Annotated in this window: 21 protein-coding genes; all 21 read left to right on the top strand. The window is 47.9% G+C overall.

The features are described 5' to 3' along the window. Positions 1-12 precede the first annotated feature (12 nt). The gene (tpiA, locus tag LKD36_RS04605) at positions 13-762 is read left to right on the top strand and encodes a triose-phosphate isomerase (RefSeq protein ID WP_117497228.1); all 750 of its coding nucleotides are present in this window, start codon (positions 13-15) and stop codon (positions 760-762) included. A gap of 76 nt (positions 763-838) precedes the next feature. Continuing rightward, on the top strand, positions 839-1,690 hold the full coding sequence (locus LKD36_RS04600; RefSeq protein ID WP_308458881.1) for an aldo/keto reductase: 852 nt from the start codon (positions 839-841) through the stop codon (positions 1,688-1,690). 127 nt (positions 1,691-1,817) lie between these two features. After that, the gene (gene gpmI / locus LKD36_RS04595; protein ID WP_308458880.1) at positions 1,818-3,356 is read left to right on the top strand and encodes a 2,3-bisphosphoglycerate-independent phosphoglycerate mutase; all 1,539 of its coding nucleotides are present in this window, start codon (positions 1,818-1,820) and stop codon (positions 3,354-3,356) included. A gap of 13 nt (positions 3,357-3,369) precedes the next feature. Beyond that, positions 3,370-4,737, top strand: coding sequence for an SH3 domain-containing protein (locus LKD36_RS04590; RefSeq protein WP_308458879.1), 1,368 nt, complete (start codon positions 3,370-3,372; stop codon positions 4,735-4,737). 69 nt (positions 4,738-4,806) lie between these two features. Further along, complete coding sequence (gene eno / locus LKD36_RS04585; RefSeq protein WP_308458878.1) at positions 4,807-6,111, top strand: phosphopyruvate hydratase; 1,305 nt, start codon at positions 4,807-4,809, stop codon at positions 6,109-6,111. Positions 6,112-6,184: 73 nt separating this feature from the next. Then, entirely contained in the window at positions 6,185-6,766 is a 582-nt protein-coding gene (locus LKD36_RS04580; RefSeq protein WP_308458877.1) for a Maf family protein, read from the top strand. Between the two features lie 21 nt (positions 6,767-6,787). Beyond that, a complete protein-coding gene (gene dtd, locus LKD36_RS04575; RefSeq protein WP_308458876.1) occupies positions 6,788-7,237 on the top strand; it encodes a D-aminoacyl-tRNA deacylase in 450 nt (149 codons plus the stop codon). A gap of 88 nt (positions 7,238-7,325) precedes the next feature. Next, the gene (gene pyrH / locus LKD36_RS04570; RefSeq protein ID WP_118769358.1) at positions 7,326-8,021 is read left to right on the top strand and encodes a UMP kinase; all 696 of its coding nucleotides are present in this window, start codon (positions 7,326-7,328) and stop codon (positions 8,019-8,021) included. 15 nt (positions 8,022-8,036) lie between these two features. Next, complete coding sequence (frr, locus tag LKD36_RS04565) at positions 8,037-8,591, top strand: ribosome recycling factor (protein ID WP_118769359.1); 555 nt, start codon at positions 8,037-8,039, stop codon at positions 8,589-8,591. A gap of 113 nt (positions 8,592-8,704) precedes the next feature. Then, positions 8,705-9,400 carry an isoprenyl transferase gene (locus LKD36_RS04560; RefSeq protein WP_308458875.1) on the top strand — a complete coding sequence of 232 codons (696 nt, stop codon included), beginning with the start codon at positions 8,705-8,707 and terminating at the stop codon, positions 9,398-9,400. Next, entirely contained in the window at positions 9,397-10,206 is an 810-nt protein-coding gene (locus LKD36_RS04555) for a phosphatidate cytidylyltransferase (protein ID WP_308458874.1), read from the top strand. Before LKD36_RS04560 ends, LKD36_RS04555 begins: the two co-directional genes overlap by 4 nt. A gap of 27 nt (positions 10,207-10,233) precedes the next feature. Further along, positions 10,234-11,376: a 1-deoxy-D-xylulose-5-phosphate reductoisomerase gene (locus LKD36_RS04550; RefSeq protein ID WP_308458873.1), complete on the top strand. Its 1,143-nt coding sequence runs from the start codon at positions 10,234-10,236 to the stop codon at positions 11,374-11,376. A gap of 1 nt (position 11,377) precedes the next feature. Beyond that, positions 11,378-12,409, top strand: a complete 1,032-nt coding sequence (gene rseP, locus LKD36_RS04545) for an RIP metalloprotease RseP (RefSeq protein WP_308458872.1) — start codon at positions 11,378-11,380, stop codon at positions 12,407-12,409. Between the two features lie 167 nt (positions 12,410-12,576). Further along, complete coding sequence (locus LKD36_RS04540; RefSeq protein ID WP_308458871.1) at positions 12,577-13,731, top strand: iron-containing alcohol dehydrogenase; 1,155 nt, start codon at positions 12,577-12,579, stop codon at positions 13,729-13,731. Positions 13,732-14,120: 389 nt separating this feature from the next. After that, positions 14,121-15,221, top strand: a complete 1,101-nt coding sequence (ychF, locus tag LKD36_RS04535; protein ID WP_308458870.1) for a redox-regulated ATPase YchF — start codon at positions 14,121-14,123, stop codon at positions 15,219-15,221. Positions 15,222-15,314: 93 nt separating this feature from the next. Then, positions 15,315-16,184, top strand: a complete 870-nt coding sequence (gene lgt / locus LKD36_RS04530) for a prolipoprotein diacylglyceryl transferase (protein ID WP_118769365.1) — start codon at positions 15,315-15,317, stop codon at positions 16,182-16,184. Between the two features lie 3 nt (positions 16,185-16,187). Further along, positions 16,188-16,340 (top strand): hypothetical protein, encoded by a 153-nt coding sequence (locus LKD36_RS04525; protein ID WP_308458869.1) that lies wholly within the window; start codon positions 16,188-16,190, stop codon positions 16,338-16,340. Positions 16,341-16,541: 201 nt separating this feature from the next. Continuing rightward, positions 16,542-16,973 (top strand): division/cell wall cluster transcriptional repressor MraZ, encoded by a 432-nt coding sequence (mraZ, locus tag LKD36_RS04520; protein ID WP_118769366.1) that lies wholly within the window; start codon positions 16,542-16,544, stop codon positions 16,971-16,973. 11 nt (positions 16,974-16,984) lie between these two features. Then, the gene (gene rsmH / locus LKD36_RS04515) at positions 16,985-17,920 is read left to right on the top strand and encodes a 16S rRNA (cytosine(1402)-N(4))-methyltransferase RsmH (protein WP_118769367.1); all 936 of its coding nucleotides are present in this window, start codon (positions 16,985-16,987) and stop codon (positions 17,918-17,920) included. Between the two features lie 23 nt (positions 17,921-17,943). Continuing rightward, complete coding sequence (locus LKD36_RS04510) at positions 17,944-18,444, top strand: FtsB/FtsL family cell division protein (RefSeq protein WP_308458868.1); 501 nt, start codon at positions 17,944-17,946, stop codon at positions 18,442-18,444. Between the two features lie 9 nt (positions 18,445-18,453). Next, positions 18,454-20,643: a peptidoglycan D,D-transpeptidase FtsI family protein gene (locus LKD36_RS04505; RefSeq protein WP_308458867.1), complete on the top strand. Its 2,190-nt coding sequence runs from the start codon at positions 18,454-18,456 to the stop codon at positions 20,641-20,643. Positions 20,644-20,647: the final 4 nt, after the last annotated feature.

The raw sequence follows: 20,647 nt of genomic DNA, 5'->3' as shown, positions 1-20,647 counted from the left end.
GAGGCTATGAAAATGGCAAGAAAGAAAATTATCGCTGGAAACTGGAAAATGAACATGACTCCCAGTGAGGCAGTAGAACTGGTAAACACTTTAAAACCGCTGGTAGCTACCGAGGATGCTGATGTAGTATTCTGCGTGCCGGCTATCGACATCATTCCGGTTATGGAAGCTGCAAAAGGTTCCAATATCCAGGTTGGTGCAGAGAACATGTACTTCGAGGAGAAAGGTGCTTACACTGGAGAGATTTCCCCGAACATGCTGACTGATGTAGGTGTAAAATACGTTATCCTTGGACACTCTGAGAGAAGAGAGTACTTCGCAGAGACCAGCGAGACTGTTAATAAGAAAATGCTGAAAGCATTTGAGCACGGCCTGACCCCGATCATGTGCTGTGGCGAGACTCTGACTCAGAGAGAGCAGGGTGTTACCATGGACTTTATCCGTCAGCAGGTTAAGGTTGGTTTTCTTGGTGTAACTGCAGAGCAGGCTAAGACCGCAGTTATCGCTTACGAGCCGATCTGGGCTATCGGAACCGGAAAGACCGCTACTACTGAGCAGGCTCAGGAAGTATGCAAGGGCATCCGTGAGTGCATCGCAGAGATCTATGATGAGGCAACTGCAGAAGCTATCCGTATTCAGTACGGCGGATCTGTAAACGCTGCAACTGCTCCGGAACTGTTTGTACAGCCGGATATCGACGGCGGCCTGGTAGGCGGCGCTGCTCTGAAACCGGATTTCGGAAAAATTGTAAACTGGAAATAAGTCATCGTGCAGATGAATACGGGGAGAGAAGGCGCGGCCTTCTCTCTCTTTATATACAGAAAAAAGAGGGATGAAGATGAGGAGTTATTTTGAACTGCCAAACGGTGTACAGATGCCGAAAATTGGATTTGGTACGTATAAAAGTACTGACGGACGTGATGAGTGTGTGATCAGCCAGGCACTGGAGGCTGGATACCGTCTGTTGGATACGGCAGCCGCTTACAAAAATGAAGAACAGGTAGGAAAAGCCATTACCCGGAGTGGTATTTCCAGAAAAGAGATCTTCCTTACCTCGAAAGTATGGAAGACAGATCTGGGTTATGAGAATACGAAAAAAAGCTTTCAGGAGTCTCTGGAAAGGCTGCAGACAGATTATTTGGATCTGTTTCTGCTGCATTGGCCAAAACCGGACCCAGAATTCGCAGACTGGAAGGAACTGGACCGGGAGAGCTGGAGAGCACTGGAAGAATTATATAAAGAAGGAAAGGTACGTGCTATTGGTGTTAGTAATTTCCTGCCCCATCATCTGGAAAATATCCGTAAGACAGCAGAGATTCAGCCGATGGTAGATCAGTTAGAACTGCATGTGGGGTATCTGCAGGAGTCGGCTGTTTCTTACTGCAAAAAACATCAGATTCAGGTACAGGCATGGAGTCCGTTGGGCAGAAGAAGGATTATGGAACAGGAACAGATTCAGAAAATGGCGGAGAAATATCAGACATCACCAGCGCAATTTCTGCTTACATTTCTTCTGCAGCTTGGAATAGGCGTGATTCCCAAGGCATCAGTACCGGAGCGAATGAGACAGAATCTGGAATTGCCGGAGTTTACGATTAAGGAAGAAGATATATGGTATCTGAGGGGACTGCCTCAGATGGGATGGTCCGGAGAACATCCGGATTTGCCGAGAGTACCGGCACAACAGTGAAAAATGTCTGAAATCGTGTCGTGATTGCTTGCATGTTCTACGTACTTCATGTACAATGACATATGGCTGGTTACAGGCTTGTCCTGACGACAGGCCTCTATAGATAGATGATAAAGGAGATAAAATGATGAGTAAGAAACCAACAGTGCTGATGATTCTGGATGGCTATGGCCTGAATGACAGAAAAGATGGAAATGCCATTGCGGAGGCAGCTACCCCAGTGATGGATCAGCTGATGAAAGAATATCCGTTTGTAAAAGGAAATGCCAGTGGACTGGCAGTAGGTCTTCCGGACGGACAGATGGGTAACTCTGAGGTAGGACATATGAATATGGGCGCTGGCCGCATTGTATATCAGGAACTGACCAGAATTACGAAAGAGATTCAGGATGGGGATTTCTTTAAAAATGAGGCACTTCTGACTGCTATGGAGAATGCAAAGAAGAACAATTCTTCCCTGCATCTTTATGGTCTGCTTTCCGATGGCGGCGTGCATAGTCATATTACGCATCTGTATGCACTTCTTGAAATGGCAAAACGTGAAGGGCTGGAGAAAGTTTTCGTTCACTGCTTCCTTGATGGCCGTGACACACCCCCTGCATCCGGAAAAGATTTTGTAAAACAGTTAAGTGATAAGATGAAAGAGATCGGCGTTGGTAAAATTGCTACCGTTATGGGCCGTTATTATGCAATGGACCGTGATAACCGCTGGGATCGCGTAGAGCTGGCTTACAAGGCGCTGACCAAAGGCGAAGGCGTTCCGGCAGAGTGTCCGGTATGTGCAGTGGCAAACTCTTACAAAGAAGAAGTACATGATGAGTTCGTAAAACCGAGCGTTGTCATGGAAGATGGCAAGCCGGTAGCAACCATTCAGGATAAAGATTCCGTGATCTTTTTCAACTTCCGTCCGGACCGTGCAAGAGAGATTACCAGAGCATTTTGCGCAGATGAGTTTGATGGATTTGCAAGAGAGAAGAAGCTGGATCTGACCTACGTATGTTTCACTCAGTATGATGCAACCATCCCGAATACCATCATTGCATTTAAGAAAGTAGAACTTCACAATACCTTCGGTGAGTATCTGGCAGCTCATGGAAAGACCCAGGCCCGTATCGCCGAGACAGAGAAATATGCACATGTTACCTTCTTCTTTAATGGTGGTGTAGAGCAGCCAAACAAAGGAGAGGACCGTATCCTTGTAAAATCCCCGAAAGTTGCAACTTACGATCTGCAGCCAGAGATGAGTGCATACGAAGTGTGTGATCGTCTGTGCGAAGCAATTCGTTCTAATAAGTACGATGTAATTATTATCAACTTTGCAAATCCGGATATGGTAGGACATACCGGTGTGGAATCTGCAGCAATTAAAGCAATTGAAGTGGTGGATGAGTGCGTTGGAAAAGCAGTCGCAGCATTGAAAGAGGTTGACGGACAGATGTTCATCTGTGCAGATCACGGAAACGCAGAGCAGCTGGTAGATTACGAGACTGGCGAGCCGTATACCGCACATACTACCAACCCGGTTCCGTTCATTCTGGTAAATGCAGATCCGGCATACAAGCTGCGTGAGGGTGGATGCCTGGCAGACATTATCCCGACGCTTCTGGAACTGATGGGAATGGAACAGCCAGCAGAGATGACAGGAAAATCTCTGCTTATAAAATAAGGCAGGTGTATTTATGGTACTGGAGATGAGACGTGCCCTGGAGCAGCTGAAAAAAGGCGAGGAACAGGGTTACCGCAAATTATATGATGCCACCTATGAAGACGTATATTGCCGGAGTCTTCTGGTACTGCAGAATGATCAGCAGGCAGCAGACTTCATGGAGGCGTTCTATACGGCATTCTTAGGGGATGTGGATGAAGCCGCATTGCCGGTGAATCCGGAGAAATGGTTCTGGCAGAGATATTACAGAGAGATGAGAAAGGCATATCATCACCTTCTGGAGGGACAGAAAAAAGGAGTGCGTTGTCAGGAGAGTACCCTGGCAGCAGTTCCGGCAGCACTGCCGCTTCTGCACAGAATTCTGCTGGTAATGTCCTATATGGATGATTTTCAGGCAGAGGAGATCGCTGAGATCTTTGGCCTTCCGACAGACAAGGTGGAAACAGAGCTTGGAAAAGTAGGAAGCCTTCTTCCGAATCTGACGAAAAATCAGCCGGAGAGCGCAGCTGCTTATCTGACAGACTGGAGAGTTCTTCTTCTCGGTGCGTGCAGACAGATTCTTTCTGCCGGACAGGGAGAGTGGATTGACCGCGTCTATGCAAAGGCTTCCAAAGCAGCCGGTATTCTGGATGAGCCGGTGAAAGAGGCAGATGATTTCGAGTATTTTGTGGCAGATGTGGACGTAGAGCCGGCAGAGCCGAAGAAGAAAAAAGCTGTACCGGTAGTGGAAGAGCCGGAAGACGAAGAAGATGATGAGTCTGAGGACGAGGATGACGATGAGAATTCCTATGACGAGGACGAAGATGATGAATATGACGAGGATGACGATGAGAATTCCTATGACGAGGACGAAGATGATGATCGTTACGACTGGGATCTGGAAGATGATAACCGGAAGATGGTAATCCTCGGAATTGTTCTTGCACTGGTGATTGTTGCTGTGATCGGAGTGGGCGCATATTTCTTCCTGAACAGAGATAAGGGAAATACAGAGCAGCCGGCACAGACAACAGAAGAACAGGAAGACGGAAACGCAGAGCTTGTCATTAAGGGGGATGGAGATTCCGCTGATGACAGCAGCGAGGCTGAGAATCAGCAGACAGAAGAGACGGATTCTTCTGAGGAGGAAACTCCGGAAGAAGAACAGCCGGCTGAAGAAGAACCTGCAGAGCCGGAGACTGTAACCATGAAGGTGAATGCAAGCTCTGTTAATGTCCGCAGTGAAGCGAGCACAGACAGCAGCATTGTGACCAAGGTTGCTAATGGTGAGACTGTAGAGGTTGTGGGCGATGCATCTCAGGAGTGGGTACAGATCCGCTGCACTGAGCAGGATGGAAAAGAAGGCTATGTGAAGTCTGAGTTCCTGACTGCAGCTGAGTAGTTCAAACCGGAATAGAAGCAGAAGAACCTGCTCATACTATCAAAAACAGTATGAGGAGGTTCTTTTTTTATGAATCTGTATCTGCCAATCACTTATATTTACGCAAGAGAAATCCTGGATTCCAGAGGGAATCCTACGGTAGAAGCGGAAGTTATTCTGGACGGCATCCATAAAGGCCGGGCGTCGGTTCCTTCAGGGGCATCTACCGGGCGGTTTGAAGCAGTGGAGCTGCGGGATGGGCAGGAGCGGTTCCTTGGACTGGGCGTGGAGAAAGCCATTTCCAATGTGAATACAAAGATTGCCAATGTACTGCTGGGAGAAAATGCCTTGAATCAGGGGTATATTGACCATCTGCTGATCGATGCGGATGGTACGGAAAATAAGTCCAACCTGGGAGCAAACGCCATTCTGGCGGTGTCTGCGGCGGTGGCGAAAGCGGCAGCAGCAGCCCTTGGCGTACCTCTTTATCAGTATCTGGGAGGAGTGGGGACGGACGTCATGCCGGTTCCCATGATGAATGTCTTAAATGGAGGACGTCATGCGGCCAATTCCCTGGATTTTCAGGAGTTTATGATTATGCCGGTGGGTGCCTGCTGTTTCCGGGAAGGACTGCGCATGGGAGTAGAAGTGTATCACAAACTGAAACTGCTGCTCGCAAAGGAAGGCCTTTCAGCAGCGGTGGGAGATGAGGGCGGATTTGCCCCGGATCTGAAAAATGCAGAGGAAGCATTCTGGTATCTGAAAGAGGCTGTGGAAGAAGCGGGATATGAACCGGGAACGGATTTTGTATTTGCCATGGATGCGGCAGCCAGTGAACTGGTGAGTGAGAAGAGCGGCCGGTATGAATTTCCGGGCGAGGCGAAAGAAGGCGGTCATCTGGTGAGCAGAAGTGCAGAAGATCTCATTGATTATTATGAAGCGCTGGCAGAAAAATACCCACTGGTATCTGTGGAGGATGGTTTGTCGGAAGATGACTGGGACGGTTGGCAGCTTATGACAGAACGGTTAGGCGAGAAGCTTCAGCTGGTGGGGGATGATCTCTTTGTGACGAATACAAAACGTCTGGCCTGCGGGATCCAGCTGGGAGCAGCCAATGCGATTTTGATTAAACTCAATCAGATTGGTACGCTGACAGAATCTCTCAATGCGATCCATATGGCACACAGGGCTGGTTACCGGACAATTATTTCCCATCGAAGTGGAGAAACCTGCGAGAGCATGATTGCAGACCTTGCTGTGGCGGTTGGTGCCGGACAGATTAAGACAGGGGCACCCTGCCGGGCAGAGCGGACGGAGAAATATAACCAGCTGCTGCGGATTCAGGAGGAACTGGGAGAACTATCTTCCTACCGGAACCCTTTTGCAAAAGAGTGACAGATTATAGATTGCAATCCAGGCCGGGAATTGGTACACTGAATAGCGGTAACAGTTACGAGGAGAGAAATCTATGAGAAACATCATACTTGCTTCCGGCTCACCGAGACGGAAAGAACTGCTGGCACAGGTCGGAATTTCTTTTGAGATCGTGAAAGCAGAGGGAGAAGAAATCATTAATACCACGGTACCGGAGGAGGCGGTAAAAGAACTGTCCCGGCAGAAAGCACGGGAAGTGGCAACGCGGACCGACGGAGATGTGGTGATTGGTGCAGATACGGTAGTGGCGGCAGATCATGAAATCCTGGGAAAACCAAAGGATCAGGAGGATGCCGTGCGGATGATCCGGATGCTGCAGGGACGGACCCATCAGGTACTGACCGGAGTGACGGTTATTTTGCGGGATGGAGTCAGGAAAAAAGAGATCTGTTTTGCAGAGACTACTCACGTGCATGTTTATCCCATGACAGAAGAACAGATCCGGGATTATGTGGCAAGTGGAGAACCTATGGATAAGGCCGGTGCTTACGGCATCCAGGGACTGTTTGCGGCTTATGTATCCGGCATTGAAGGTGATTATAATAATGTGGTAGGGCTCCCGGTAGGGCGGCTCTACCAGGAGGTGCTGGCAGCAGGCATCGATCTTAGAAAATAAGGAAACATAAGGAGACAGAAGATGAGATTTGTAGTACAGAGAGTAACTCATGCATCCGTAACCGTAGACGGCAATGTCATTGGAAAAATCGGACAGGGATTTATGGTGCTGATCGGCGTGTCTGATGAGGACACAAAAGAGACCGCAGATAAAATGGTGAAAAAACTGCTGGGACTCCGCATTTTTGAGGACGAGAACGGCAAGACCAATCTGGATATACATACAGTAGGCGGAAGCCTCCTTTTGATTTCCCAGTTTACCCTGTATGCGGACTGTAAGCATGGCAACCGTCCCAGCTTTATTAAGGCAGGTAAGCCGGACATGGCAAATGAAATGTATGAGTACATCATTGCAGAATGCCGGGAACAGGTAGAAACCGTGGAGACCGGAGAGTTCGGTGCAGACATGAAGGTGGAGCTTTTAAACGATGGACCCTTTACTATTCTTCTTGATTCCGATCAGCTTGCATAAATGGGGAATCTATGGTAAAGTGTTGACAGAGTAAGCGGACGGTGAAAGTATGCAAACTGTACCGCAAAGAAACAGACAGAGGTGCTATATGAAGCGTGTATTACTGAAATTGAGCGGTGAGGCTCTCGCAGGCGAGAAGCACACCGGTTTTGACGAGGCGACCTGCGTACAGGTGGCAAAACAGGTAAAGGAAGTCTGCGACAGCGGCGTGCAGGTAGGCGTAGTTATCGGCGGCGGCAACTTCTGGCGCGGAAGAACCAGCGAGAACATTGACCGTACCAAATCCGACCAGATCGGAATGCTGGCAACGGTTATGAACTGCATTTACGTGTCCGAGATTTTCCGTAGTGTCGGCATGAAGACGAAGGTATTTACTCCGTTCACCATGGGACCTATGGCAGAGATGTTTACCAAGGATGCAGCGGTAGAGTGTCTGGAGAAGGGCGTGGTAACCTTCTTCGCAGGCGGAACCGGACATCCGTATTTCTCTACGGATACCACGACAACCCTCAGAGCCATTGAGATTGAAGCAGATGTCATTCTGCTGGCAAAAGCAGTGGACGGTATTTATGACAGCGATCCGAAGCTGAATCCGGATGCAAAGAAATATGACGAGATTTCCATCCAGACCGTCATCGATCAGAAGCTTGGAGTGATGGATCTGACCGCTTCCATTATGTGTATGGAGAACAAGATGCCCATGATGGTATTCGGGTTAAATGAAGAGAACAGCATTGTGAATACATTAAAGGGAAAATTTTCCGGAACGAAAGTAACGGTTTAAAGGGAGGACTTATTCATGGACGAGAGATTACAGGTATATGAGAGCAAAATGACCAAATCCTTTGATGCACTGGGAAGAGATCTGGCAGCTATCCGTGCAGGACGTGCCAATCCGCATGTGCTGGATAAAATTAAAGTAGATTATTACGGAACACCGACCCCGCTGCAGCAGGTTGGAAATATTTCTGTTCCGGAGGCAAGAATCATCCAGATTCAGCCGTGGGAAAAGAAAATGATCAAAGAGATCGAGAAAGCCATCATGACTTCTGAGCTTGGCATCAATCCGACCAACGATGGTTCTTCCATCCGTCTGGTATTCCCGGAGCTGACAGAGGAGCGCAGAAAGGTGCTGGCAAAGGATGTTAAGAAGAAAGGTGACGAGGCAAAGGTTGCCATCCGTAATATCCGTCGTGATGCAAACGAAGCATTCAAGAAGATGAACAAGAACAATGAGCTGACTGAGGATGACCAGAAAGATCTGGAGACCAAGGTGCAGAAGATGACGGACAAATATATTGCCGACATCGACAAAGCCATTGAAGAGAAGACAAAAGAGATTATGACCGTATAAGGCATGCGGTGAGGGAGGCTGCTGTCGGAATGGAGAAAGTGTGGGAAATATTGCGCTTTCTTCCCGGCGGCAGCCTAAAATACGTTTTAAGGAAATGTGGAGGATGAAATAATATGAAGATTCCGCAGCATGTAGCCATTATTCTGGACGGCAACGGACGGTGGGCAAAGGCAAAAGGAATGCCCCGTAATTACGGACATGTCCAGGGGGCAAAAAATGTGGAGAGAATCTGTGAAGAAGCATATAATATGGGGATTAAATACCTGACGGTCTATGCTTTTTCCACGGAGAACTGGAAGCGCAGCAAGGATGAAGTGGATGCCCTTATGACACTGCTCCGCAATTATATGAAAACCTGTGTCAAAACAGCAAAGAAGAATCATATGAAAGTCCGCGTCATCGGTGATAAGACCGGACTGGCACAGGATATCCAGGACAGCATTGCCAAACTGGAAGAAGAGTCCAAAGATCAGGATGGATTGAATTTTACCATTGCCATCAACTACGGAAGCCGTGATGAGATCCGCAGAGCCGTGACGAAGATTGTGGAGGAAGGCATCCGTCCGGAGGATATTACGGAGGAGACGATTTCCGACCATCTGGATACGGCAGGCATCCCGGATCCGGATCTTCTGATCCGTACCAGCGGAGAGCTGCGTCTTTCCAATTACCTTATGTGGCAGCTGGCGTATACGGAATTTTATTTTACAGATGTGCCGTGGCCTGATTTTAACAAGGCAGAACTGGAAAAAGCCATTGAAAAATATAACGGCAGAGATCGTCGTTATGGGGGAGTGAAGGAAGAATGAAATCATTTTTAACCAGACTGGGAAGCGGAATCCTTCTGGTGGCAATCATTTTGGTGACTGGTGCCTATGGCAGCTGGCCGCTCTGGATTGCGGTGACGCTGGCCGGTTTTGTGGGACTGCATGAATTTTACCGGGCAGTGGATATTCAGAAAAATGATCTGCTCTGGTGGATTGGTATGATCGGAACCGGTATGTGGGCATTTCTGGAATGGATTGTCTGCGGAGGAGATCTGGCATGGAAAGAAAATCTGTGGATGACTCTGGTCATTACCCTGATGCTGTTTCTGGCTGTTTATGTATTTTCCTTTCCGAAGTATGATACCCGGAAGATTACGGAAGCTTATTTTGGAATTCTGTATGTGCCGGTGATGTTGAGTTTTATTTACCAGACCAGGATGCTGGAGGATGGCTTTCAGCTGGTATGGCTTATTTTCTTAAGCGCCTGGGGCTGTGATACCTGTGCCTACTGCACCGGTGTGCTCGTTGGCAAACACAGGCTGGCGCCGGTGTTGAGCCCGAAGAAATCCATAGAAGGTGCCGTAGGCGGCGTAGTGGGCGCTGCCCTTCTTGGTGCTCTGTTCGGCGCACTGGCAGAGGGAGATCCGGGACTTTATGCGGTAATCTGTGGAGTCGGCGCGGCTGCCTCCCAGATCGGTGATCTGGCAGCTTCTGCGGTGAAGAGACAACATGATATCAAGGATTATGGGACCCTCATTCCGGGACACGGCGGTATTCTGGACCGGTTTGACAGCGTCATTGTGACCGCGCCCATGATTTACATTCTGGCATTATATTTTAATCATTAATTGGAGATTCTACAGGAGAGAAGAACGATGAAGAAAGTAGCAATATTAGGTTCCACCGGTTCCATCGGTACCCAGACCCTGGAAGTGGCACGGGAGAACGGAGATCTTCAGATTACCGCACTGGCAGCAGGCGGCAACGTTGATCTGATGGAAAAACAGATCCGGGAATTTCATCCGGTTCTGGCGGCTATGTGGACCGAGAAAAAAGCAAAAGAATTACGGGATCGGGTAAAGGATCTTCCGGTAAAAGTCGTATCCGGTATGGATGGACTTCTGGAAGTGGCAACAGACCCGGCATCTGAGATTCTGGTAACGGCTATCGTCGGTATGATCGGTATCCGTCCGACCATTGCAGCCATGAAAGCCGGAAAAGACATTGCGCTGGCAAATAAAGAGACTCTGGTAACCGCAGGACACATTATCATGCCGCTGGCAGAAGAGTGTCATGTGAAAATTCTCCCGGTGGACAGCGAGCACAGCGCCATTTTCCAGTGTCTGAACGGTGAGCATAAGGATCAGCTGAAGAAGATTCTTCTGACGGCATCCGGCGGCCCGTTCCGCGGAAAGAAAAAAGAAGAACTGAAAAATGTCCAGGTGGAGGACGCACTGAAGCATCCCAACTGGTCCATGGGAAGAAAGATTACCATTGATTCGGCAACTCTGGTCAATAAGGGACTGGAAATGATGGAGGCCCGCTGGCTCTTTGGTGTGGAACCAAAAGATATTCAGATCGTGGTACAGCCGAAGAGTATCATCCATTCCATGGTAGAGTTCGTGGACGGCGCGGTCATCGCGCAGCTTGGCACACCGGATATGAAACTTCCGATCCAGTATGCCCTGTATTATCCGAACCGCCGGCATCTGCCGGGAGATTGTCTGGATTTCTGGACACTGAATCAGATTACTTTTGAGAAGCCGGATATGGAGAACTTCCCGGGACTGAAGCTGGCCTTTAATGCAGCGGCAGCAGGCGGCACTATGCCGACAGTCTACAATGCAGCCAATGAGCGTGCAGTTGCCAAATTCCTGGATCGTAAGATCGGTTTTCTGGATATTCCGGAAATCATCAGAAGCTGCATGGCAGAACATAAAGTGACAGAGAATCCGACAGTAGAGCAGATTCTGGAGACAGAAGCGGCAACCTATGAACTGATTGAGAGCAGGTGGTAGATTGAGTATCATTTTTGCACTGATTATTTTCAGTGCCCTTGTGCTGTTCCATGAGTTGGGACATTTTCTCCTGGCGAAGCGGGGCGGGATTGCGGTGACGGAATTTTCCCTTGGCATGGGGCCAAGACTGTGGAGCCATGAGTGGGGTGGAACCCGGTATTCTCTGAAGCTGCTTCCATTTGGCGGTTCCTGCCTGATGGTGGGAGAGGATGGAGACAGCGACGAAGAGGGATCCTTTGGAAGTGCTTCCGTCTGGACGCGGATTTCCGTAGTGGCGGCAGGTCCCATCTTTAACTTTATCCTTGCCTATCTGATGGCCATGATCATTGTGGCAGGAGTGGGCTATGACAGTACCGTAATCAATGTCATCCCCGGTTCCGCAGCGGAAGCAGCCGGCATGGAGGATGGTGACCAGATCACCAGTATCGGCGGCAGTCACACTTTTCTGTACAGGGAAGTAAGCCTCTACAGTACCCTTCATCAGGGACAGACCGCAGAAGTAACCTACAAAAGAGACGGCGAGAGCTACAAAGTGACTTTGACACCGCTTCAGAGTGAAAATGGAGCTTACCTCTATGGATTTTCCAAATCTGTTTACCGGGATAAAGGAAATGTGCTCCAGGTGTTCGGCTACAGTGGGGCGGAAGTCCGCTACTGGATGAAAGCCACGGTAGAGAGTCTGTCCATGCTGGTGCGCGGACAAGTGGGCTTAAATGAAATGTCCGGTCCGGTTGGCATCGTGGATGCCATCGGTGATACTTATCAGGAATCCCGTCCGGATGGCTGGTTCTATGTGGCTATGAATCTGCTGATGATGGCAATTCTCCTAAGCGTCAACCTGGGGGTCATGAACCTCCTGCCTATCCCTGCACTGGATGGCGGACGGCTGGTATTCTTGATTATCGAAGCCATCCGCGGAAAGGCACTTCCGGCAGAGAAAGAGAGCATGGTGCACTTTCTGGGCTTCGTGTTCCTCATGGGACTGATGGTGCTGATTCTTTTTAATGATGTGTATAAGATTTTTTTAAGATAAGAAATGAAAATGAGAAGCGTCTGCGGGTAACCGCAGGCGTTTTTTATGCAGAAGTATTCGGACGTTTATGATAGGAAATATTTGCTGCAGTATAGTACATATAAAAACAAATTTGGGAGTGCTATAATTATGTTAAATAAATAACAAGATAATTGTGGAGGCGTAAGATGGCAAGAGATTTTATTGTACCGGGACAGATTGTATCAGGTTCAGGGGCTCTTGAACTGGCAGAAAAGAAATTTGGCTCTATGGGAAAAAAAGCACTGCTTGTGACAGACAGTGTCATGGTCGGTCTTGGAAACTGTGCAAAAGTAGAGACTGCCCTGAAAAATCAGGGAATTGAATATGTGATTTTCAGCGGTGTGACTGGAGAGCCGACAGACACTATGATTGAAGCTGGTCTGAAAATGTATAAAGATGAGGAATGTGATTTCCTGGTAGCGCTCGGCGGCGGAAGCCCAATTGATTCCATGAAAGCAATCGGTATGATGGCAGCAGGCGGTGGAAACATTTCCGATTATATGGGAAAAGTGATTGATGTGAAGATGCCGCCGATGGCAGCAATCCCGACGACTGCAGGTACCGGTTCCGAGGCTACTAAATTTACGATTATCACGGATACGAAGAGAGATATTAAAATGCTTCTGACCGGAGATGTGCTGATTCCGAATCTGGCAATTATTGACCCGCAGTTCACTATGACAGCACCGCCGAAAATTACGGCAGCTACCGGACTGGATGCACTTTGTCATGCAGTAGAGGCATATACCTCCAGAAAGGCACAGACTTTATCCGATACCTTCGCTGTTTCTGCAGTGAAGAGAATCTTCCAGTATCTGCCGGTTGCATTTCACGATGGACAGAACGAGAAAGCAAGAGTGCAGATGTCAGTGGCAGCGCTGGAAGCAGGAATTGCATTCTGCAACTCTTCTGTAACAGTCATTCACGGTATGAGCCGTCCGATCGGTGCCATGTTTCATATTGCACATGGCCTTTCCAATGCCATGCTGCTGAAAGAGTGCCTGAAGTTTGCAGTGCCCGGAGCTTATGACCGGTTTGCTGATCTGGCAAGAACCATCGGAAAAGCAACTGCTGAGGACAGCGACGAAGCCGCAGCTGCAAAATTCATGGATGCAGTAGAGGATCTGGTTAAAGATCTGGAAACTCCGACACTGGAAGAGTACGGTGTGGACAGAAAAGAATTTTTCGATGTAATTGAAAAGATGGCGCATGATGCCATGGAGAGCGGAAGTCCGCAGAACACCAGACGGCCGATTACAGAGGAAGAAGTAGAACAGCTGTACCGCAATCTCTGGGATTAATAACCTGGCGTGGGTCTATATCAAAATAGTTCCGCGCCAGTTCCTGTTTTACGTCGCCACAACAAGCTTTTTTACGTGAAATGGGCCAGAAACGGGCTTCGTTGGCTGATAGTTCCGCATTTTTCAAAAAAGGCAGGAAATTTTTTGGCAAGTTTGGTGTAGAGATCCACGTCCCGGTCCGGGACACATAACCCCAGAGCCCACGCCCGAACCCGGTCAATAAAGTGCGGAACCCCAGAACCACCTCTTTCCAAACCCACAGGGATGTGCTATAATATAATGCTGTATCGGGCAAATCCAGCCAGGATTTGCCCGAGCTGTGTAAGGAAAGAAAGAGAAAGGCAGAACATCCTGGAAACCAGGAATTTCTGAACAAGGTAATTGATAGCATGAAATTAGGTATCGTCGGACTTCCAAATGTAGGAAAAAGTACATTATTTAATTCTCTGACCAAGGCAGGGGCGCTGTCTGCAAACTATCCCTTTGCAACAATTGATCCGAACGTTGGCATCGTATCTGTCCCGGATGAGAGAATTGTAAAACTGGGCGAGCTGTATCATACAAAGAAAGTAACACCGGCTACCATTGAATTTGTAGATATTGCAGGTCTGGTAAAGGGTGCCAGCAAAGGTGAGGGACTTGGCAACCAGTTTCTGGCAAATATCCGTGAGGTAGACGCCATTGTTCATGTGGTACGCTGCTTCGAGGACCCGAATATCATCCATGTGGATGGTTCCATTGATCCGGCAAGAGATATTGAGACGATTAACCTGGAACTGATCTTCTCTGATATCGAGATTCTGGAGAGAAGAATTTCCAAGATCGGAAAACAGGCAAAGATGGATAAAACCTATGCCAAAGAACTGGAACTGGTAGAGGCTGTCAAAGCGCATCTGGAAGAGGGCAAGATGGCAAGAACCTTTGAGGTGCCTGATGATGAAGATGATCAGCTGTGGTTTAAGAATTACAATCTTCTGACTGCAAAACCGACGATCTATGCAGCCAACGTAACAGAGGATGATCTGGCAGATGACGGAGCTTCCAATCCACACGTAGCAAAAGTAAGAGAGATGGCAAAAGAAGAAGGCGCAGAAGTATTTGTCATCTGTGCACAGATTGAGCAGGAACTCTCTGAACTGGATGAGGATGAGAAGAAAGAATACCTGGAGGATCTGGGTGTAGAGTCCAGTGGACTTGACAAACTGGTGGCAGCAAGCTACAGCCTTTTGGGACTGATCAGTTTTCTGACTGCAGGAGAAGATGAGTGTCGTGCATGGACTATCAAGAAAGGTACCAAGGCACCGCAGGCAGCAGGTAAGATTCATACAGATTTTGAACGCGGATTTATCAAGGCAGAGGTTGTGAACTATCAGGATCTTCTTGATAATGGAAGCCTTTCCGCAGCGAGAGAAAAGGGAATCGTCGGCATGGAAGGAAAAGACTATGTGGTTAAAGACGGCGATGTGATTCTGTTCCGTTTCAATGTATAGAATATTTTTCTGTGTCGAAATTTGTCGACAAGTGCAAGTTGAAAAAAGTCGGATCAGGACGTAGAATAAAACTGTGGGAAAGGAAATACATCAATGAACATGTCAATCAATTTTCCACATCTGGGTATTTACCTGGATCATGTGGGAAAATTCATTTCCGTTAACGGTTTTCATATTGCCTATTATGGAATTATTATGGGATGCTCCATCTTGCTGGGACTTTATCTGGCAGAACGTGAAGCAAAGAGAACCGGACAGAATCCGGATACGTATACAGATCTGGTCATCTATGCCATTGTGGTGTCCATCATCTGCGCCAGAACGTACTATGTAATTTTCTCATGGGACAACTATAAGAATGACCTGCTGAGTATTTTTAATCTGCGGCAGGGCGGTATTGCAATCTATGGAGCAGTAATCGGAGCGGTTGCTACGGTTTTCGTATACAGCAGAGTGAAAAAACTTTCTTTCACACGGATGCTGGATACGGCGTGTATCGGACTGGTAGCAGGACAGATTCTGGGACGCTGGGGAAATTTCTTCAACAGAGAAGCTTTCGGCGGTTACACGGACGGACTGTTTGCCATGCAGCTTCCGGTGAATGCGGTACGTGCGCATGAAATCACGGATCAGATGTGGGCACACGTACAGTTGATTGGTGGGGAACAGTTTATTCAGGTTCATCCGACGTTTTTGTATGAATCGTTATGGAATCTGGGTGTGATCTGTGTCCTCTACTGGTACCGTACCCGAAAAAAATTCCAAGGTGAACTGTTCTTGACTTATCTGCTTGGATATGGGCTCGGACGTATCTGGATTGAAGGTCTTCGGACGGATCAGCTTCAGATTGGAGGAACGGGAATTCCGGTATCGCAGATGTTGGCAGGGGTACTCATTGTATTCTCCCTTTGCATGATTGTGAAGGGCAGGAAAACTGCAAAAGTGAAGGAACAAAACGGCTAAAGAATGAATGTCAGACAGCAAATTGAAGCACAGAGGAAGGTGCTTGAGCAGATGGTCGGTACGGCCGATAATCTGACGGAACTTCTTCAGGAAGCACAGAAGATGGATCAGCTCATCGAAGCTTACGAAGAAGAACACACAAAAACAATTTCATAAGGGGAAAAGAAAACAGGGTTGTCTGCAACTGCAGGCAGCCCTGTTTTCTTTTACAGATTTCTGAAGAATTTCTTAAGATGGCACTTGCATTTTGCCTAAAACAGGGTTATGATAGACGAGTAAGTGGAGAAAAGTGGTGTAAAGTGGTTCCTTATGGATGTAAAGTGGAGGAACCGGCGTCACGAAAGAGGGTGAAAGCGCATGTTCATGGGTGAGTACAGACATACGGTAGATCCCAAAGGCAGGCTGATTGTCCCTTCCAAATTCCGCGAACTGCTTGGTGCAGAATTCGTTGTGACGAGAGGACTGGATGGCTGTCTTTTCGTATATCCTATGGAGAGCTGGGAAGCCTATGTAGAAGAGCTTAAAAAACTTCCGCTTACTGACAGAAATGCCCGTCTTTTTACCCGTTTTATTATCGCAGGAGCTACAACCTGTGAACTGGACAAGCAGGGACGTATTCTAATTCCTACGACGCTTCGTGAATTTGCGAATTTGAAAAAGGATGTACTGCTTGCCGGTATGCTGGATCATATTGAGATCTGGGATGAGGACGAGTGGAAGAAAAATGCCGACTTTGGTGATATGGATGCAATTGCCAGCCACCTGAACTATGTAAGTGGCAGAGAGTGAGGAACAGACACATGGAATTCAGTCATTATTCGGTTTTGCTACAGGAAACCATTGACGAACTGCATATTCGCCCGGACGGAATCTATGTGGATGGAACACTGGGCGGAGGCGGACATGCATTTCAGGTATGCAGCCGCTTGAATGAAAATGGCCATTTTTACGGAATTGATCAGGATGCAGCAGCAATTGAAGCAGCTGGAGAGAGACTGAGATGTTTTGGTAATCAGGTGACGATCATCAGAAGCAACTACTGTCGGATGGTGGAGGAACTGAAAGCCAGGGGAGTTACAGGGGTGGACGGTATCGTCCTTGACCTTGGAGTTTCTTCCTATCAGCTGGATGAAGCGGACCGGGGATTTACCTACCGGGAAGATGCGGCACTTGATATGCGTATGGACCAGAGGCAGGAGAAGACTGCGAGAGACATTGTAAATGGTTACAGTGAGATGGAATTATACCGCGTAATCAGAGATTACGGAGAAGATAAATTTGCAAAGAATATTGCAAAACATATTGTACAGGCAAGGGAGAAAAAGCCTGTGGAGACAACAGGAGAGCTGGTAGAGATTATCAAGGCCGCGATACCCGCGAAGATCAGAATGCAGAAGGGACATCCGGCCAAACAGACATTTCAGGCGATCCGGATCGAACTGAACAGAGAGCTGGAAGTGTTAAGGGATTCACTGGATGACATGATCGATTTCCTGAATCCGGGAGGAAGAATCTGTATTATTACATTCCATTCCCTGGAGGATCGAATTGTAAAAAATGCATTCAGAACCAATGAGCATCCGTGTACTTGTCCGCCGGATTTTCCGGTGTGTGTCTGTGGAAAAGTATCAAAAGGCCGTGTGGTAACGAGAAAGCCGGTTTTGCCGGGGGAGAAAGAACTGGAAGAAAACAGCCGGTCGAAAAGTGCGAAACTCCGGGTGTTTGAACGGATATAAGCTGATATGAGGGAGGAGTGGAATTGATGTCCACGATGAGAAGACAGCAAAGAGCAATTGAAGGAAATACGGCACGGAAGGTGCAGACTCTGGAATATCCGTCCAGAGAACGTCAGCCGGAGAGACGGGAACGCCGTCACGCGGAAAAAAGCAATGTTCAATATGTCAATGTTCTGTACATGATTTTTCTCGCAGCAGCATCCTGCATGGTACTCTGGTCCTGTGTCAATTATCTGCAGCTTCAGGCAGAAACCACCAGTAGAGTGAAGCATATTGCATCACTTGAGACGGAGCTTGAGGATCTTCGGAAGGAAAATAATGATAATTATACAAGAATCATGACTTCTGTGGATCTGGATCATATCAGAGATGTGGCCATCAATGAACTGGGAATGGTTTACGCAGAACCGAACCAGGTGATTCTCTATGATGGAGGCACTGATGATTATGTAAGACAGAACGGTTCGATTCCGCCGGATTATTCATCTATGAAAGACAAGCTTCTGGGAAAAGATGGAGAATAGGAGATTTACGTGTCCAGACATCGTAGAAAACTAACCAGAAAACAGAAAATAACATTGAAAATGAAACAGAAACTGGCACTATTATTTGTAGTAATAGTGCTGGTTTTGCTTGCGGTCATTATACGTCTTGTGTATATTAATCGTGTCAGCGGAGAGCGTTATACAAAAAAAGTACTTGCCCAGCAGGATGCCAACAGCACGACGCTGCCTTATAAACGCGGTGATATCTATGACCGGAACGGAACGGTGCTTGCTACCAGTGAGAAGGTCTACAATCTGATTCTCGACCCGAAGGTACTATGGGAGTACCACGATGAAGATCCGGAGAAGGATTATGTGGAACCGACGCTGCAGGCGCTGGTCAGCTGTTTTGAGATTGATCGATCAGAGCTTGACACGTTGATGAGTGAGAAGAAAGACAGCCATTATGTTCCTCTGAAAAAGCAGCTGACCAAGGATCAGGTGCAGGGATTTCTTGATATGCAGGATGAAAAGGATGATAAGGGCAATAAGGTGAACCGGATCGAAGGCGTATGGCTGGAAGAGGATTATCTGCGCCGTTATCCGTATGATTCTCTGGCATGCAACGTGATCGGGTATACGGTTTCCGGAAATGTGGGTCAGTATGGCATTGAGCAGCAGTATTCGTCTACGTTGAACGGCGAAAACGGAAGAAGTTACAATTTCCTGAATGAAGATCTGGAGCAGGACAAAACAGTTCGGGCGGCAGTGGACGGAGACAGTGTGGTGTCTACTATTGACGTAACGCTGCAGGAGATTGTAGAGAAGGCTATCGATGAGTTTCAGGAGAAATACCGGGATGCGGCAAGGGAAGGCGCGGGAAGTAAGACTGCGGCTGCCATTATGATGGACCCGAATACCGGAGAAATTCTGGCAATGTCCAGCAACCGCCGGTATGATCTGAATAATCCCTATGATGTAGTTGCAAATGGACTTTATTCAGAAGAGGATGCGGCAAATCTTTCTGAGGAAGACCGGCTGAATGCATTGAACGAGCTGTGGCGTAATTTCTGTGTCAGTGATACGTATGAGCCAGGTTCCACTGCAAAGCCGATTACGGTTGCTGCGGCACTGGAGACAGGTGTAGTACACGATGGGGATACATTTCTCTGTGACGGAAACCAGACGGTAGGAGGTCATACCATCTGGTGTGCAAAGAAGATCGGCCACGGCATTATTGACCTGGAAGGCGCTTTGAAATATTCCTGCAATGACGCTTTGATGCAGATCGCAGCAAAGCTTGGGGAAGAAAATTATTCCAGATATCAAAACCTGTTTAATCTCGGACTCCGGACAGGCATTGATCTGCCGGGAGAAGCGAGAACAGACAGTCTGATCTATTATCCGGCAGGCTCTGCACCCAGTGAGAACCTGACTATGGGAGCAACGGACCTTGCGACCAACTCTTTCGGACAGAACTTTAATGTGACGATGATTCAGATGGTATCTGCATTTTCCGCGACTATTAACGGCGGTAGTTATTATCAGCCGCATGTGGTGAAAAAAATTCTGGACAGCGACGGAGGAACCTTGAGAAATGTAGAACCGGTTGTTTTAAGAAAACCGATTTCAGCGAAAACCTCCGCTTTGATTCGCAAATACCTTTATAATACAATCTACGGGCCACAGGACGCCAATGGAAATAATGCAACCGGTAAATCCGCACGAATTGCCGGATATTCTCTGGGCGGCAAGACAGGTACTGCAGAGAAGATTCCAAGAGATAAGACCAATTATCTGGTATCCTTTATCGGATTTGCACCGGCGGATGATCCGCAGGTCGTGCTCTATGTGGTTGTGGATGAACCAAATGCAGCCAAGCAGTCTACCAGTTCCTTTGCTATTGAGATCTGGAAAAATATTATGAAGGAAGCACTTCCGTATCTGAATATTTATCCGACGGAAGAGATTCCGGATGATCTGAAAGCAGAGGTAGAAGCTGAACAGGCAGCGGCAGCAGCGGCTTCTGAGGAAGAGCCTTCTGAAGAGGAGGCACCTCTGGAAGAAGGTACGGTGATTGATCCGCAGACAGGAGAGACAGTAACCATGCCGGATCCGGATAGCGTTGATCAGAGTAGTGACGATGTGCTTGGAGATTCCCCGGTCAATGAAAATCTGGTTGATATTGTACCGCAGGACGGAGCGGAAGATTCCAGTGCTGGGAATCCGACAGAATAAGAAA

The sequence above is a fragment of the Hominiventricola filiformis genome, assembly GCF_020686965.1.
Taxonomy (GTDB): Bacteria; Bacillota; Clostridia; order Lachnospirales; family Lachnospiraceae; genus Hominiventricola; species Hominiventricola filiformis.
This window is presented reverse-complemented; position numbering and strand designations above follow the sequence as displayed.

Coding starts and splice junctions, on each gene's coding strand:
- tpiA (WP_117497228.1), top strand. CDS start 13: ATGGCAAGAAAGAAAATTATCGCTGGAAACTGGAAAATGAACATGACT.
- LKD36_RS04600 (WP_308458881.1), top strand. CDS start 839: ATGAGGAGTTATTTTGAACTGCCAAACGGTGTACAGATGCCGAAAATT.
- gpmI (WP_308458880.1), top strand. CDS start 1,818: ATGAGTAAGAAACCAACAGTGCTGATGATTCTGGATGGCTATGGCCTG.
- LKD36_RS04590 (WP_308458879.1), top strand. CDS start 3,370: ATGGTACTGGAGATGAGACGTGCCCTGGAGCAGCTGAAAAAAGGCGAG.
- eno (WP_308458878.1), top strand. CDS start 4,807: ATGAATCTGTATCTGCCAATCACTTATATTTACGCAAGAGAAATCCTG.
- LKD36_RS04580 (WP_308458877.1), top strand. CDS start 6,185: ATGAGAAACATCATACTTGCTTCCGGCTCACCGAGACGGAAAGAACTG.
- dtd (WP_308458876.1), top strand. CDS start 6,788: ATGAGATTTGTAGTACAGAGAGTAACTCATGCATCCGTAACCGTAGAC.
- pyrH (WP_118769358.1), top strand. CDS start 7,326: ATGAAGCGTGTATTACTGAAATTGAGCGGTGAGGCTCTCGCAGGCGAG.
- frr (WP_118769359.1), top strand. CDS start 8,037: ATGGACGAGAGATTACAGGTATATGAGAGCAAAATGACCAAATCCTTT.
- LKD36_RS04560 (WP_308458875.1), top strand. CDS start 8,705: ATGAAGATTCCGCAGCATGTAGCCATTATTCTGGACGGCAACGGACGG.
- LKD36_RS04555 (WP_308458874.1), top strand. CDS start 9,397: ATGAAATCATTTTTAACCAGACTGGGAAGCGGAATCCTTCTGGTGGCA.
- LKD36_RS04550 (WP_308458873.1), top strand. CDS start 10,234: ATGAAGAAAGTAGCAATATTAGGTTCCACCGGTTCCATCGGTACCCAG.
- LKD36_RS04540 (WP_308458871.1), top strand. CDS start 12,577: ATGGCAAGAGATTTTATTGTACCGGGACAGATTGTATCAGGTTCAGGG.
- ychF (WP_308458870.1), top strand. CDS start 14,121: ATGAAATTAGGTATCGTCGGACTTCCAAATGTAGGAAAAAGTACATTA.
- lgt (WP_118769365.1), top strand. CDS start 15,315: ATGAACATGTCAATCAATTTTCCACATCTGGGTATTTACCTGGATCAT.
- LKD36_RS04525 (WP_308458869.1), top strand. CDS start 16,188: ATGAATGTCAGACAGCAAATTGAAGCACAGAGGAAGGTGCTTGAGCAG.
- mraZ (WP_118769366.1), top strand. CDS start 16,542: ATGTTCATGGGTGAGTACAGACATACGGTAGATCCCAAAGGCAGGCTG.
- rsmH (WP_118769367.1), top strand. CDS start 16,985: ATGGAATTCAGTCATTATTCGGTTTTGCTACAGGAAACCATTGACGAA.